This window comes from Coprobacillus sp., assembly GCF_984815275.1.
Genome location: NZ_CFJNYH010000018.1, coordinates 1 through 16,298, shown reverse-complemented (window position 1 = coordinate 16,298; position 16,298 = coordinate 1). Strand labels below are relative to the sequence as shown.

Sequence of the window (16,298 nt, the reverse complement as noted above, 5' to 3'; positions counted from 1 at the left end):
TGAGTAATGAATCAAACAGAATATAAACACGAACTCATTATGCCTAACGATAGTATTCCTGTGAAAATCTTTAGTTTTTCTGCTCATAATGATTTACGCATTATACCATCACACTGGCATCGTTCAGCAGAAATACTTTATGTAAGAAGAGGAAAATTAAATATTTGGATGAATAAAAGGAAATATGAATTGAATAGAAACGATTTTATTTATATTAATTCTAAAGAAGTTCATTCAACACAGAGTCCTGAAGATAATGAAGTCATAGTCTTACAAATACCAGGCGATTTTTTAAAAACATTTTCTAATAATGAATCATTATATATACATTGTAATACTTTGGAATTAAAAGATAATAAAATTTTTTCAGCAATGAGAGAATTGCTGTATCAAATGTATCTTTATAGTGAAAGAAAAGATGATGCATATTATTTAAAAGTTTATTCACTTTTATTTGAATTAGGATATTTACTTGTTAAAAATTTTAGGGTTAAAGAAGAAAATATAGATATTAAAAGTCAAAAATATTTAGATCGTTTATCAGAAATCTGTGAATATATAAAAGAACACTATCAATATAATTTAACACTCAATGAAGTTGCATCTGAATTTGGATATTCTCCACAATATCTATCAAGAATGTTTCAAATGTATACAGGAAGTACTTTTTTAACATATTTGAATAGTATTCGTTTAAACTCAGCGTTTAAACAAGTTATGAGTACTGACCTTTCCATAATAACAATTGCTGAAAATAATGGTTTTGCTAATGTAAAATCATTAAATAAATTATTTAAAGAAACATATGGACTCACACCAAGTGCATATCGAAAGAGTATTAAAAATGACAATTAAAGAAGGAGATGTTGAATATGGCATTAATAAAAGTTGATTTTTTTTCACAGTCATTGATGAGAACAGTGACAATAAATGCACTCATTCCAGTAGATAAAGTTATAGAGGAAGAACAAGAATTCAAAAGAAAACAATATAAAACATTGTATCTATTACATGGAATCTTTGGTAATTATACAGATTGGATTTGTGGAACAAGAATTCAAAGATGGGCTCAAGATCATGATTTAGCAGTCATTATGCCTTCAGGAGAGAATAAGTTTTATGTTGATAATGAAAAGTCACATGAATATTATTCAAAGTTTATAGGTGAAGAGTTAGTTGATGTAACAAGAAGATTGTTTCCTCTTTCCAAACAAAAAGAAGATACATTTATTGCTGGTCTATCTATGGGAGGATATGGAGCAATTACAAATGGTTTGAAATATTATAAAACATTTGGATGTATTGCAGCATTATCATCAGCTTTATTAATTGATAGTTTACCCAATGCTAAAGATGGGGATGATATCCCTTATCTGAATAAACGCAGTTATTTAGAAAGTGTTTTTGGTGATTTAGATCAAGTTAAAGGTAGTGATAAAGATTATGAAGCACTATTATTGAAAGTTAATCAAAAAGAAATGCCAAAAATTTACATGGCTTGTGGAAAAGATGATCGTCTTCTTCAAGTGAATAGAGATTTTAGAGATTATTTAAAGAATCATCAAGTTGATGTTTTGTATGAAGAAGGTGAAGGAAAACATGAATGGGATTTCTGGGATAGATATATTTATAGAGTATTAGAGTGGTTACCTTTGAATGATAAAGAAGAAGGAATAAGTAGTGGTAATGTTGGTGTTTAAAGAATATTAAAAAATGACGATATTAAGGTTAATAATTGACTGCAGAGATTATAAGGAGTTAATTATTGACCTCTTTTTATGCAAAAATAGCGTAGCACCTACTATTGAAAATCAATTATAATAGGAATGTAATGTTAAGCGCTAACATAAATTGGAGGAAAAGAAAAGATGGAAAAAATATTTGAGAAGTTAAATCCTTATATGACAAGATTAGCAAACAATCCAACATTAAAAGGAATATCTTCGGGGATGATGGGATCTATTGTTGTGACTTTGGTTGGTTCTTTATGTTTATTATTGGTTGTATTTCCAGTAGAGGCAGTCAGAAATGCGGTTGAAGCTTTAGGAATAACATCAATATTATTAAATGTGAATAGTTTTACAATTGGATGTCTTGCTTTGTATATTGTTGTTATGGTGACTAATGCATTAGTAAAATCATATAATTCACAAGAAGATGGAATTGCAGCTGCAGTCGTTGGATTAATGTCTTTTTTAATTGTGACACCAATAGGTGCTACTGCTGATAAAATCAGTGCTATTCCAACAACTTGGTTAGGGGCTGCTGGTGTTTTCTCAGCTATGATTATTTCAATTATTACTGCAAAAATCTTTGTCTTTGTGAAAGCAAAAGGGTGGACAATTAAAATGCCTGATAGTGTTCCACCAATGGTCTCAAGAACTTTTGAAGGATTGGTACCAGGAATGATTGTTGCTGTTTTATTTATTGTTATAAGTGGTCTTTTTGCAAAAACAAGTTATGGTTGTATGCATCAATTTGTTTATTCAATTATTCAAATACCTTTACAAGGTTTAGGTGGAAATTTATGGGCTATGTGTATTTTTACAATTGCTGCTCAATTGTTATGGTTCTTTGGGATTCATGGAACAAATGTTATTGCACCTATTTATACACCAATTTGGTTAACATTGGATTTAGCAAATCAAGCATCTGTTGCTCAAAATGGAATTGGAGCAGGCACAAATATTATTGGAAAGGCATTTTTTGAAACATTTACTTTTGGGGGATGTGTCTTAGGTTTTGTTATTTTAATGGCTTTCTTTGCAAAGTCATCGCAATATAAGAGTTTAGGTCGTTTATCTTTAGTTCCAGCATTATTTGGAATTACTGAACCAGTTATTTTTGGGACACCGTTGGTCTTAAACTTTACATTCTTTATACCGTTTGTATTTGGGAATGTGATTGCTATATTAATTTCATATGCAGCCATTGCCTCTGGATTAGTTCCTACATTAATGGGAGCATCAACAATTTTTGGCTTACCAATTGGATTCCATGCTGCTATTCAAGGCAGTTGGCAAGCAGTTGTTTTACAAATTGTTGTTATGGTGATTCTTGGATTGGTATGGTATCCATTCTTTAGAAAAGCTGATAATGATGCATATAAATTAGAACAAGAAGCTGCAAAGTAGAAGGAGGTATTCTATGAAACAAGAACAATTAGATGAATTATTAGAAAGTTTAACATTAGATGAGAAGATTGGTCAATTGGTACAATTAAATGGAAATTTCTTTGATAGTAATGAAAAGGTTGCAACTGGACCAGTGCAAAAAATTGGTATTGATAAAGATAAAATTCATTTAACAGGTTCTATCTTAAATACTTTAGGAGCAAAAGAATTAAAAACGCTTCAAAATGCTTATTTAGAAAAAAGTGAAAAGAAGATTCCAATGTTATTTATGGCAGATATTATTAATGGATTTAAGACAATCTTTCCTATTCCATTAGGATTAGGGTGTTCATTTGATGCTGAATTAGTTAAGAAAACTGCTCAAATAGCAGCGAAAGAAGCAGCAGTCTCTGGGATTCATATTACCTTTTCACCAATGGTAGATATGGTTAGAGATGCAAGGTGGGGACGTGTTATGGAAAGTTATGGTGAAGATAACTTTCTCAACTGTGAATATGCCAAAGCTATGGTTGAAGGATATCAAGGAAATAATGATCCTCACTCAACAATTGCGTCTTGTGTTAAACATTTTGCTGGATACGGTGCACCACTTGCAGGTAAAGAATATAACACTGTGGAATTAGGGGAACGTTCTTTAAGAGAAGCCTATTTACCAGCTTATAAGGCTGCTATTGATGCAGGATGTCATTTGGTTATGACATCATTTAATACAATTGATGGGATCCCTGTGACTGCTAATAAATGGATTCTTAAAGATGTCCTAAGAGATGAATGGGGATTCGATGAAGTTGTTATTTCAGATCACTCAGCAGTTAAAGAATTAGTTCCTCATGGTATTGCTGCTCATTATGAAGAAGCTGCCAAATTAGCAATCGAAGCTGGTTGTGACATTGATATGATGACGGCAACCTATTCAAATCACTTAAAAGATTTAGTAGAATCTGGTCAAATTGATATTCAGCTTATTAATGAATCAGTGAAAAGAGTATTAAAACTTAAGAATGATTTAGGGCTTTTTGAAAATCCATATCGTGGAGCCAATGAATTAGAAGAACAACAATATGTCATGTGTGATGAATTTAGAAAAGTCGCACGAGAAGTTGTCAGCAAAACATGCGTCCTCCTCAAAAATGATTCTGTCCTCCCTATCAATCAGAATCAAAGAGTCGCAGTTGTTGGACCTTATGCTTCTAATAAGAATTTAAGTGGAATGTGGTCGATTAATGTGGATCCAGACAAGGTTGTGACAATCTATGATGGCCTAAAAAAACAAGGAAAACATGTCAAATGTGCTGAAGGTTATCCTATGATGGATGATGATAGTCTATTTGAAAGCTTTGGATATGGCAAAAAAGAAACAAACTTAACTGGAAATAAAGATGAAAAAATTCAAGAGGCTATAGATATTGCTAAAGAATCTGATGTGGTTATCGTTGCTATTGGTGAACATTCACATCAAAGTGGTGAAGGTGGTGCAAGAGGAGATATTACAATTCCAAAAGTTCAACTAGAACTTTTAAAAGCCATAAAGAAATTAGGAAAACCAGTTGTGACTCTTGTTTTTAGTGGTAGACCATTAGCATTAAAAGATGTTGCAGAAAATAGTGATGCAATTTTACAATGCTGGTTTCCTGGTACTGAAGGTGGTGATGGTATTGCTGATCTCGTCTATGGAAAAGTCAATCCAAGTGCAAGATTGTCTATGACATTTCCATATTCAGTAGGACAATGCCCAATTTACTATAATCATATGAGTACAGGTAGACCTGCTTTAGAAAGTACACACAGCAAACGTTTTACATCACGATATATTGATATACCAAATGATCCTTATTACTGTTTTGGTTATGGGTTATCATATAGTGAATTCGAATATAGTGACATCACTTTAGACAAGACAACTCTGACAAATGATTCTACAATCACTGCCAGTGTGACTGTGAGCAACACTTCAGATATATCAGGAGAAGAAGTTGTTCAACTTTATATAAGAGATATTGCTGGTTCGGTAGTGAGACCAGTCAAAGAACTCAAAGGAGTGCAAAAAGTATATTTAGCACCTCATACATCTCAAACAGTAACTTTTGAAATCAAAGAAGAGATGCTAAGATTTATAACTAAGGATATGAGTTTTGCAAGTGAACCAGGAGAATTCCACATCTTCATTGGTCATGACAGCAATACTCAAAATAAGCAAATCTTTACACTAGAGTCTTAGGACTCTTTTTTGCTGTAATCAACATAATATTTGGTGCTATTATTCTCCTATAAGTATCCCTAATTATTAAAGACAGAACATTTACAATAAAATGACAGTTCTAGGAAAAGCTAGTCAAGTCAGTAATAGTACAAAAAGTTTCTGTTATGTAAGTGAAATTTGGAGAATCACTGGTACAACTCATGGTTGCTACTTTGCAAACCAGAATATGTTGTCACAACCAGTATATTTGATTTAAAATGAAGATGTCGAAAATATCATTTATCATTCAAATAAAAAGTTATAAGTGATATTAAGTGAAATGAAATATACGCAATAGTGTAGGTAAAACGAGATGGTTTAGAAAGGCAGGTCAATAAATATGATATATATAATTGGTATAGTCTTGAATTTTCCTTTTTTTATAGCTGAAAATATAATAAAGTCATTTTGTTTTCAATATATTTTTGATTCTGGATTAGAACAAGATTTTACTATTAATTCTTTAGTTATGTTGATTTTAATAATAAGTTTTATACTTCTTATTATCTATCTGTTAGGATTTATATATTGTAATATTCGAAATATAGTTATTCATAAAAAAGCATATAAAATAAGAAATGCTTTAATCAATAATGACTTATATAATTATCATGATACAAAATCCTAAGGCGGATCGACTTATATCAATACATTATCAAATAAAGAGATATATTTGATGGATGAGTCGTTAAATGCAGTTTCACAAAAAGATAGAAATGATATTGAAAATGAATTGTTTAAGGACACAAGTAAGACATATGTTTATATTTTTTGTTGAGAAGTCTACTTTTTTAAATATATAAAAACACAGGGGATCAGCCTGTGTTATAGTGCTCGCATCGAAATGAAAAATATATTAATTGCCGCCTGGGCCATCTTGTCGTGGTCGCTCATCAGGGTAATACTTCAATGAATTATTCGTCCATTGATTGTTGTAAGCCGTCTTTTTAGCAGGGGCTTCTTTTTTAACATTTTTTCTTTTATCAATCATTTTTTTATCACTCCTACAATCATTATGTGATTATCTTAAAAAAATATACAGAATATTAATTACGTTTTTGTGTTTTCTTTTTTTGATAATGTTTGAGAAGAACTTGATATTCTTGGTCTTGTTTATGTGTAATATACAAACTAATTGATAAAGATAGGATTAAACATATTCCAAAAGCAATAATAAATCCAATCCATGCTAGAATATTATTTAATGGAAACCAATCAAATAAAACAATATATATAATAGTGATAAATACAATAATAATAATTCTTAAAATATTTTTATATAGAAAAAGTATTTTTCTTAGAAAATAAGTTGAATCAAATAAAGTATTTATAAAACCAATAAAAATGCTTAAAGAAAGTAATTGAAAAATAGTTATATATGAAATTGCACTTCCTGTAGATAGTGGTGAAATCTGAGCCATATCATCTCCAAAAAAATATCCAAAAATGGTTAAAAATATTATAGAAACTGTAAAAGGCATAACAGTTTTTTTCAAAATATTGAGAATGAAATCAAAAATCGAATCCATATTAAACACCTCCTAATCTTTTTTTAAATTCTTTTGCATATTTTCTAGATACAAGTATTTGATCACCATTATCTAAATAAACAATAACTCTTGAACCAATATCAGCTTTTAAACTTTTAATATGCTGCATATTAAAGAGTGTCGATTTACTTGCTCTTATGAAATCTTCATTTAATAGTTCTTCTATTTGATATAACCAAAGTGGAGATTCAAAACAGTCGTCTTTTGTAAAAATAAATGTATTTTTATCTATTAAGTCAATATAGTAAATAGAATCTATATTTAATAAATACTTTTTCTCTCTTTTGTAACAGGGTATTTTTGTATTCATATTTTGGATAGAAGCAAGAACTTTATCTTTTTCATCAAAAGAATCAAATTCAATACCAATTGATAATGATTTCGTATCATTTTTAATCTTCATATCAAATCACTCCCTAGGCGTATTATATATGTATTCTGTATAATTATCTATAAAAGAAAACCCAGTTACTTAGAAAAGTCACTGAGTTACATTTTATTTGACAATGTGTATTCTTTCTTTTTTCTTTTCTTTAATTGTTGATTGTGATGATATATAGCCTAAAGCTGCACAACCTACAACCTGATGATTTGCTGGAATACCAATCCGTGTTAAGATATTTCTGACTTCATCTACATTCTGTGTATCTCTTAATTGATTAATCCAGCATGAACCAATATTCAAACTTGTTGCTGCTAAAAACATATTTTCCAACATACAGCTTCCATCTTCAACACGGCGACTATCGTATTCAGGACCACTAACAATAACCAAGACAGGTGCATGATATGCACAATGATAGGTTTCAGGTTTTTTATCTCCACGTTCATCAAAAACATCTTTAATTGCCTTTGCAAGTTCATCAATTAAATCCTTATTTATAATAGCAAAAGCTTCACATAATTGTTGATTCATGGCACTTGGGGCTTGAATACCAGCCTCAAGAATTGTTATAAGTTCATCTTCTTTGATACACTCATTTTGATATTGACGACAACTTCTTCTTGTCATTATTGTATTTAATGTTTCATTCATTTGAAATACCTCCTCTGTATAATATTATAGCCCTCTTATGTTAAAAAACAATGATAATACCAAATATTTATGTTATACTATTGTCGATATTAAGGAGGTTGTTTATGAAGAAACTACTTGTATTGGTACTTGCTATGATGTTATTAGTAGGATGCTCACAACAAAAGAAAGATACAACATTTATGGTTACACGTGATAATACGTTGTATGCTTTATATAATCAAAATGGAGAAAGACTCACAGAGTATAGTTATAAAACATTTGAAGAAGTGAGTGGAATTGGATATATTGTGACTGATGCAAATGATCAAAAAGGGGTTATTTCTGATAAAGGTGATGAAATTATTAAACCTGGAACATATGAAACTTTAGAAGCTGTAGATGAAATGTTATATGCCACAAAAAAGGTTGAAGTCAAAAAAGAAAAAAAAGATGATAAAGATAAAAAGGAAGAGAAACAAACTACACCAACTCAAACATTCATAAAGAATAATCTTTATGTTCTTAATAATAAAGGAGAGGTTCTTTATTCTGCTGATGAAAAAACAGGAATTATGAAAAGCGGATTACCAATTATCCTCAAAGACAATACTTATATCGTTCTCTATCATAATGGTGAAATATTATACAATGATATTCAAATTGTTAGATATGCAAATCAATATAAGAATAGTACAAGTGTTATTCTTGGTTTAGAAAAAAATGAGAATTATTATTATTTTGATAAACAAGATGAAAAGAATAATATTGAATTAACAATTAATGAAAAAGGAACATTTCAATTTTTGGCTCAAAATGATAAAGGTGTTGTTTTAAATGATGAGGCAACCAAAAGTATGATTTATATAGATTTTGAACATAAAAAATATTATCAAAATACAATTGCTATTAAGGAAGCATCATTTGATTCAACAGGAAATATTGTTTTAACAAATGATAATAAAACTTTTGTTTATGAAGTTGGAAAAGCTCCAGTATTGATGACAAGTTATTATATGTCAGCTTATACATATGTTGCACGTTCGACAGATATCTATGGACCTCATCATATATTCAAAGATGGAAAATCAACAGGTGATTTTGAAAATTGCCAGTTATATCCTGTAGCATATCATGTATATTATGAGATTTTCCCTGTCTATATAAGAGATAAAGGATATCAGTATTATAACTTTGATAACAAAAAAGTTATTGATAAGACTTTTTTGGCGGCTGAACCATTTGATGCGAATGGGCGTGCTATTGTGAAAAGTAAAGAAGAGGGGTATTCATTAATTGATGAAACTGGTAAAGTTTTAACAAAAGATGTTTATAATCAAATCAAGTACATAGGCAGTTCATATTATGCAGTCTATAATGAAAATGGAACATTTGGTATCTTAGATAAAGATGCTGGAGAGATTTTCCCGATGGAATATACAAGTTTGCCAACTGAAGCTATTGTCAATTATGATAGTCATGATTATTTGATATTAGGTAAGAATGGAAGATCGTTTGTTTATGATATTGAAGATGAAATGAAAGAAATTTTTTCTCATGAAGGTAGTGTAACTTTAAGCGAAAAGGGATACTTTAAAGTTGATAATCAATATTTTACTTTTGAAGGAGAAGAAATTAAATAAAGGAGATTTTATGGAATACTTATTTATTTTATTGGCTTCATTTATAGGAGTTTTATTCTTGATGCAATTGGTTTTCTTTGAGATAACAAGAAACAAGATGTCAAAAGAGAATAATATGAATTGGTTTTTGTCATTAAAGAAACCATTTAATTATCATCGTGTTGGATATATGTTCTTTATTTGCTTTATTTGTTATTTAATATCAAGTCCAGAACCTATATTCAGTATGTCTTGGATTATTTATTTTGTATTATTTTTAGCAATGGGAATTGTCTCTGATGCTATTGTACAATATTTAATTCTTGTTTATAGTAAAAAAAGATGTCAAAAAGACATTGAAAATGCAACTCTTTTAAAAAATGAATTGTTAGAAATTGCAGAAACAATGACAATGGATGAATCATGGATAGAATCACCAAGACAATACGATGAAGAAATCATCCTATCAAAATATGTTCAACCAACAGATCATGTCTCTTTCTTATCAGTAGATCAAGGGGAACTGGCTAAAAATTTTAAGCCTCTTCCTGAAGCAACATTTATTATTGAGCCTTATTCAGATATAACAAGTGTTCAAAATAAATTTGCTGATATGCCTGTTAAAGTTTTAAAGTATACACCATCTGGGCAGATGCCATTTAAAGATGAAAAGATGGATGTTGTGATGTGTCAATATTCAAATTATGACAAACTTGAGATACAGCGAGTTTTAAAGCCGGGTGGTTATTTTGTTGTTAATCAAAATGGAACTGCGAATCTCAAAGAATTTTTACATATTTATATGCCATTTCGTATGAAAGGCTCTTGGGATGCATATGCATGTGCAGGAACTTTAGAAAGCATTGGTATGAGAATTGTTGAGAAGATAGATGACTATGGAACATTGCGTTTTCATAGTATTCAAGCAATTCATAGTTATTTCAAAAAATATTCACCAGATATTGCTGATATCAATAAATATCAAATTTTTTACTTAAAAGCATTAAAAGAAATTAAAGAAAAAAGTTTTTATGAAATGACAACACACAGATTTTTAGTTGTTGCTCAAAAAGCCTAGAGATACGCTTTTTCTGCTTGATATCAGCACTTATTGCTGTCGCTATTCCTAAGAAGATGTCGTGCGAAAATACCATAAATAATCTTGACAAAAAAATATTGTGAAAGCGCATAAATTCTTTGCAAAATATATGGAAATGTAAATTAATTGTGTTATAATAAGACTATAAATTATTAAGGAGGAGTCTATAAATGGCAGAAAAATTATCTTTTGTAGTTTCAGATCCAGTTGGATTACACGCTAGACCTGCAACTATCTTAGTAAACCAAGCTAGCAAATTCACTAGTAATATTAAATTAAGTTATAACGGTAAAGAAGTTAACTTAAAATCTATTATGGGTGTTATGTCTTTAGGTGTTCCTACTAAAGCTACAGTAGAAATTATTGCTGAAGGTGAAGACGAAAAAGATGTAATTGCTTCAATCGCAAAAGTTATCAAAGAACAAAAAGTTGCTGAATAATAACTAGCAACACAAAATATACTTAGGACCACAGAAATGTGGTCCTATTATATTATCATACCAATAGGTATGATTTTTCTTTACTTTAAATATAAGTAGTGATATGATTTGTTTAGATATTTAGACAATTGTCTAAATATTAAAGGGGTGAGAAAATGGGAGATGCCTTTAAAGCATTGAGTGATCCTACAAGAAGAAAGATATTAGAACTTTTACAAGAGAAATCTTTGAATGCAGGAGAAATAGCAGATTACTTTCATATAACAAAGCCTTCTATTTCTCATCATTTAACTATACTCAAGAATAGTGGATTGATAGTTGATGAACGTCATGGCCAAAATATTGTTTATAGCTTAGATATGTCAGTTTTTCAGGATATGATGAAGTGGTTTATGAACTTTACAAGTATGGGGGAAAATGAGAAATGAAAAAAGCATATGATATTTTTATATGGTGTGTAACAGGTCTTTTTATAGGTGCAATTTTCTTATTGCCAGAATCAGTTCCAGTCCATTGGAATGGAAATTGGGAAATAGATAGATATGGAAGTCGTTATACACTGATTATTCTTGCTATAATTCCTATTCTTTTGTATTATGGAATGCTTTTGGCAAAGAAGGTGGACCCTAAAAGACATAATTTTCAATCGCGGGAAAAAACATATGATCTGTTTCGATATGGTTTGTCATTCTTTTTTATTCTTCTATGTTGTTTTTTCTATTATATGACTTTTTTTCCTAAAGCCAATGGAGAAAAGATTATGTTATTGTTATTAGGAATATTAATTATAGGAATGGGAAATTATATGCCACGTTTGCCACAGAATTATTTTTTAGGAATTAAGACACCATGGACATTATCAAATGAATATGTATGGCAGAAGACGCATAAAATAGGTGGATATTCTTTTGTGATTGTAGGTATTATTATTGCAGTGTATGGATTGTTGGAATTGCCTTATAGTTTTATAGTTGTTATCGTTGGATTGCTTATTGATGCAGTGTTTAGTTTTATTTATTCTTATATAGTTTTTAAGAGAATTGAAACTGAAAAAGATTGATTTATGAATAACTTAAATATATAATGATAATATAAATAATTTTAATAATTATTTATAAGAAAAGAGGGATATTATGTTAAGAATAGAACATTTAACAAAAAAATATGATCAATATAAAGCTGTTGATGATTTGTCTTTAGAAATTGAAGATGGGCATATATATGGATTTATAGGTCATAATGGGGCTGGAAAGACAACGACATTAAAATCTGTTGTAGGTATTTTACCATTTGATGAAGGTGAGATTTTTATTGATAATCAGTCAATGAAAACAAATGCTATGGCATGTAAAAAAATTATGGCATATATACCAGATAATCCAGATTTATATGAATATCTAACTGGTATTCAGTATCTAAATTTTATTGCTGATGTTTATCAGGTTTCAAAAACTGATAGAGAAGCACGTATAAAGAAATATGCTGATATGTTAGAATTAACTTCTGATCTCGCACAACCAATTAGTGCTTATTCACATGGGATGAAACAAAAACTTGCAGTCATTTCAGCATTTATTCATAATCCAAAATTAATTATTATGGATGAACCTTTTGTAGGTCTTGACCCTAAGGCATCTCATCTTTTAAAACAATTGATGAGAGAACATTGTGATCAAGGTGGTGCTATTTTCTTTTCAACGCATGTTTTAGAGGTTGCAGAGAAATTGTGTGATAGAATAGCAATTATTAAACAGGGTAAATTAGTCATTAGTGGTCGTACTCAAGATGTTATAGGTAATGATTCTCTTGAAGATGTCTTCTTAGAGTTGGAGAACGACAATGCTTAAGACTTTAATTAAGATAAGATTACAAGGGATCTTATTAAGGCAAACAAAGAGCAGTAAGAAAAATCAAGGTAATTCAATTGGAAAGATTGTCTTGATGGGACTTCTTTTTGCTTATGTGGGTGTTGTCTTCTGTGGTATGTTTGGAATGTTATTTTCTTCATTAATTGAACCACTACATTTAATGGGGATTGATTGGCTATATTTTGCTTTAATGAGTTTAATGATTATTATGTTATGTTTTGTTGGGAGTGTCTTTTTGACACAACATGAAATATATCAGGCTAAAGATAATGATTTATTGTTATCTATGCCTATCTCAAACAGAGATATTTTATTAAGTCGTGTTTTTGTTATTTTAATTTTAAATTATATTTATGAAATATTAGTTGCTGGACCAGCACTTTATGTTTATTTGACATCTGTTGGTATGGATGCTGTACAAATCCTTATGTTTGTTATTGTCTTTTTAACTTTACCACTTTTTGTATTGGCACTTTCATGTGTATTTGGGTGGTTAATGGCAAATATTATGAGACATGTAAGAAGAAAGAATATTGTGACATTAGTTCTATCACTTGGATTCTTTGGTATTTACTTGTATGCAGTATCCTCTATTCAAGAATATATAGGTTTATTAATTACGAATGGAAAGAGTATTGCACAGGCGATAGAACAAGGTGTTTTTCCAATTTATCATCTTGCAATAGCATTAAATGAAGGAAACTTTATAAGTTTGTTGATTTACCTTCTTTGTGTTTTGATACCATTTGTATTGGTTATCTATCTTTTGTCAATAAGTTTTGTTAAATTAGCAACAAGTCAACCAAAAACAAAGAAAATTAAATATGTCGAAAAACCTATGAAAGAAAATTCTATGTTTAAAGCATTATTAATTAGAGAAGTTAGACATTTTACTTCTAATGCAATGGTTATGTTGAATGGAGCAATTGGTATCATCTTTACAATCATTGGTGGTATAGCATTGATTATGTATAAGGATACAATAGATATGTTATTAAGAGAATTACCTGGTATTGAATCTATGCTAACACCAATTCTATGTGTGATGGGAATAGGAATTGGATCAATGAATATTATTAGTGCTTCCTCAGTTTCATTAGAAGGAGATCGTTTATGGATCATTAAATCTTTACCAATTGCTACTCAAGATATTTTACTTGTAAAATTAGGAATGCATCTTGTATTATGTATTCCAGCTGGGATATTCTTTTCAATCGTTGAAGTTATTTTATTTCAGCTAAGTATATTAGATGCTATTATTGTTGTTTTTGTACCTGTTCTGTTTACATTCTTTATTGCAGTGTTAGGTTTACTTCTTAACTTATGGAAGCCAAAATTTGATTGGGTGAATGAGACAGTGTGTGTTAAACAAAGTATGCCAGTTATGATGACAATGTTTATATCTATGGGCTTGGTATTTGTAATAGTTGGTGGGTATCTGGGATTGTTTGCTAATATCTTTGATTTAAATAGCTATATGTATCTTATGATTGCTATCTTTATTACATTAAGTATAGCATTATATTATGTTTTAATGACTTGGGGACTTCGCAGATTTGATGAATTATAGAGAGAATAATGTTTCTCTCTTTTTCATTCATTATGTTAAAATATTATGAAATACAAGTATTATTTTATTGATATATTAAACCTAGATGGTCATCAAATGATAACGTATAATAGATGAAACATATAGAAATTATTTTCAATCAATCTCTTTCTTGTGTTACAATTATGATAAGGAGCTGATAAGGATGCAAGTATCGCTTTATAATGATATATTTATATTGGACGATGGGGAAGTGAGGGAATTTCTTTTTTTAAGTCGGACCACGGCTTTATTGATCGATACTGGATTTCCAGGAACTCATATTATTGATGTTGTAAGGAGAATTACATCATTACCGATTACAGTTTTACTGACCCATGGAGATGGAGATCATCGAGGAGGCTTATGTGATTTTGAAGAATGTTATGTTCATGAAAGAGACAAGAATTTAATTCCAAGTGATGTACAAACTTATAATATTAGACAGGGTGAATATATTAGAGCAGGGAAATATTGTTTTGAAGTCATTGAAATTCCTGGACATACACCTGGTAGTATTGCTTTGTTAGATAGGCGTCACAAATTGCTAATCAGCGGTGATACAATCCAAAAAGGACCTATTTATATGTTTGGAGATCGTAGAGATTTAAATATGTATATACGAAGTCTTAAGAAGTTATGGAAAGAAAAAGATGATATAGATGTTATTTTGCCTAGTCATCATGAGTATCCATTGAGTCATGAATATATTGAGTATTGTATAGAAGATGCAATAGCATTAAAAAATGGAGAGTTACAAGGAACTCTCCATCCAAGACTCCCTTGTAAAGAATATAAGGGAAAATATATTTCATTTTATGCTTAACTGTAACTCTGTTACAGTTTTTCTCTATAAATATTTTTAAAGAAGGCACTGTATTTTTGTTTATTAATATTATTCCTTAAGTAAATAAAATGCATTGGTCTTATAAGTTCAAAATTCTCCAAATGGATCTGTGTTAATTCACCAGTTAGAAGTTCATGATGGACAACCCCTTCATACAAAAAACTAATTCCCTGTGTACATGCTAGCATTTTCTTAATCATTGTTAGACTCTGGACTTCAATGACTTTTTGAAATGATGAAAGTGTGTAAATCTCTTGGAGTAGATAGTTTTCTAAAATAGCTCTTGTTCCTGAACCTTCTTCACGAATAAAAAGTGGGAAAGTAAGCAATTCATCAAATGTAATTTTCTGCTTAGCAAGAGGATGATCTTTATGAGCGACAAGAATAAATTTCTCATTTTTAAAAAGATGATAGGTAAAGAGTTGTGGATCAAATTGTCCTTCAACAAAGGCACAGTCAACTTCTCCATCTATCATTTTTTGAACTAATGTTTGTGTATTATTTACATAAATCTGGCATCGTTGTGAAGATGAAGTTAGATATTGTCCAAGAATTTCAGGAAGATAATAATCAGCAATAGATAATGTGGATCCAATTGTTAGAGGTATGGCAACTTTATACAATTGAGATTCAAAAATTTCTTCATTTTGAACTTGAATTTTAGCGTATTCATACAAACGTAGTCCAGCCTCAGTTAATTGAAACTCTTTATGGGGATTTTGAATAAGTTTGTATTGATAATAGTTTTCTAATTGTTTGATATGCTGTGTAACTGCTGGTTGTGTTAAATGAAGATGTTCAGCTGCTCGCGTAAAACTTTTGCAATCTACAACTTCTATGAATGTTTTCGATTTTATATCTATCATTATAATCACCTCGTTTAGATTATAATATAA

17 protein-coding genes are annotated in these 16,298 nt (G+C 29.9%); 12 read left to right on the top strand and 5 right to left on the bottom strand.

All coding sequences use genetic code 11. The annotated features are described in order from the left end of the window. The first annotated feature begins 6 nt into the window (after window positions 1-6). From AC5M21_RS07820 to bglX, 4 genes are all read left to right on the top strand, one after another. On the top strand, window positions 7-855 hold the full coding sequence (locus AC5M21_RS07820; protein WP_008787136.1) for an AraC family transcriptional regulator: 849 nt from the start codon (window positions 7-9) through the stop codon (window positions 853-855). Window positions 856-872: 17 nt separating this feature from the next. Continuing rightward, the gene (locus AC5M21_RS07815; protein WP_008787137.1) at window positions 873-1,700 is read left to right on the top strand and encodes an alpha/beta hydrolase; all 828 of its coding nucleotides are present in this window, start codon (window positions 873-875) and stop codon (window positions 1,698-1,700) included. 168 nt (window positions 1,701-1,868) lie between these two features. Continuing rightward, window positions 1,869-3,134 (top strand): PTS sugar transporter subunit IIC, encoded by a 1,266-nt coding sequence (locus AC5M21_RS07810; protein WP_008787138.1) that lies wholly within the window; start codon window positions 1,869-1,871, stop codon window positions 3,132-3,134. 13 nt (window positions 3,135-3,147) lie between these two features. Continuing rightward, window positions 3,148-5,352 carry a beta-glucosidase BglX gene (gene bglX, locus AC5M21_RS07805; protein WP_008787139.1) on the top strand — a complete coding sequence of 735 codons (2,205 nt, stop codon included), beginning with the start codon at window positions 3,148-3,150 and terminating at the stop codon, window positions 5,350-5,352. 877 nt (window positions 5,353-6,229) lie between these two features. Here bglX and AC5M21_RS07800 read toward each other — a convergent pair. From AC5M21_RS07800 to AC5M21_RS07785, 4 genes are all read right to left on the bottom strand, one after another. Then, window positions 6,230-6,364 carry a hypothetical protein gene (locus tag AC5M21_RS07800; protein WP_017143961.1) on the bottom strand — a complete coding sequence of 45 codons (135 nt, stop codon included), beginning with the start codon at window positions 6,362-6,364 and terminating at the stop codon, window positions 6,230-6,232. A gap of 55 nt (window positions 6,365-6,419) precedes the next feature. Then, window positions 6,420-6,902 carry a hypothetical protein gene (locus tag AC5M21_RS07795; RefSeq protein WP_008787141.1) on the bottom strand — a complete coding sequence of 161 codons (483 nt, stop codon included), beginning with the start codon at window positions 6,900-6,902 and terminating at the stop codon, window positions 6,420-6,422. Between the two features lies 1 nt (window position 6,903). Next, a complete protein-coding gene (locus tag AC5M21_RS07790; protein WP_008787142.1) occupies window positions 6,904-7,326 on the bottom strand; it encodes a LytTR family DNA-binding domain-containing protein in 423 nt (140 codons plus the stop codon). 93 nt (window positions 7,327-7,419) lie between these two features. Next, window positions 7,420-7,959 (bottom strand): nitroreductase family protein, encoded by a 540-nt coding sequence (locus AC5M21_RS07785; protein WP_008787143.1) that lies wholly within the window; start codon window positions 7,957-7,959, stop codon window positions 7,420-7,422. Window positions 7,960-8,063: 104 nt separating this feature from the next. Here AC5M21_RS07785 and AC5M21_RS07780 point away from each other — a divergent pair, with 104 nt between their 5' ends. The 8 genes from AC5M21_RS07780 to AC5M21_RS07745 all read left to right on the top strand — a co-directional run bounded on the left by AC5M21_RS07780 (window position 8,064) and on the right by AC5M21_RS07745 (window position 15,381). Beyond that, entirely contained in the window at window positions 8,064-9,581 is a 1,518-nt protein-coding gene (locus tag AC5M21_RS07780; RefSeq protein ID WP_008787144.1) for a WG repeat-containing protein, read from the top strand. Window positions 9,582-9,591: 10 nt separating this feature from the next. Beyond that, window positions 9,592-10,638: a class I SAM-dependent methyltransferase gene (locus tag AC5M21_RS07775; protein WP_044927313.1), complete on the top strand. Its 1,047-nt coding sequence runs from the start codon at window positions 9,592-9,594 to the stop codon at window positions 10,636-10,638. A gap of 191 nt (window positions 10,639-10,829) precedes the next feature. Then, window positions 10,830-11,099: a phosphocarrier protein HPr gene (locus AC5M21_RS07770; protein ID WP_008787146.1), complete on the top strand. Its 270-nt coding sequence runs from the start codon at window positions 10,830-10,832 to the stop codon at window positions 11,097-11,099. A 155-nt stretch (window positions 11,100-11,254) separates the two neighbouring features. Then, window positions 11,255-11,527 (top strand): autorepressor SdpR family transcription factor, encoded by a 273-nt coding sequence (locus tag AC5M21_RS07765; RefSeq protein WP_008787147.1) that lies wholly within the window; start codon window positions 11,255-11,257, stop codon window positions 11,525-11,527. Continuing rightward, on the top strand, window positions 11,524-12,159 hold the full coding sequence (locus AC5M21_RS07760) for an SdpI family protein (RefSeq protein WP_008787148.1): 636 nt from the start codon (window positions 11,524-11,526) through the stop codon (window positions 12,157-12,159). Before AC5M21_RS07765 ends, AC5M21_RS07760 begins: the two co-directional genes overlap by 4 nt. Before the next feature lie 73 nt (window positions 12,160-12,232). Beyond that, entirely contained in the window at window positions 12,233-12,946 is a 714-nt protein-coding gene (locus AC5M21_RS07755) for an ABC transporter ATP-binding protein (protein WP_008787149.1), read from the top strand. Next, on the top strand, window positions 12,939-14,537 hold the full coding sequence (locus tag AC5M21_RS07750) for a permease-like membrane multi-spanning protein (protein WP_008787150.1): 1,599 nt from the start codon (window positions 12,939-12,941) through the stop codon (window positions 14,535-14,537). Before AC5M21_RS07755 ends, AC5M21_RS07750 begins: the two co-directional genes overlap by 8 nt. A gap of 184 nt (window positions 14,538-14,721) precedes the next feature. Continuing rightward, entirely contained in the window at window positions 14,722-15,381 is a 660-nt protein-coding gene (locus AC5M21_RS07745) for an MBL fold metallo-hydrolase (RefSeq protein ID WP_008787151.1), read from the top strand. 11 nt (window positions 15,382-15,392) lie between these two features. On the opposite strand, the gene AC5M21_RS07740 is transcribed toward AC5M21_RS07745, so the two are convergent. After that, a complete protein-coding gene (locus tag AC5M21_RS07740; protein WP_493531483.1) occupies window positions 15,393-16,268 on the bottom strand; it encodes a LysR substrate-binding domain-containing protein in 876 nt (291 codons plus the stop codon). Between the last annotated feature and the right edge of the window lie 30 nt (window positions 16,269-16,298).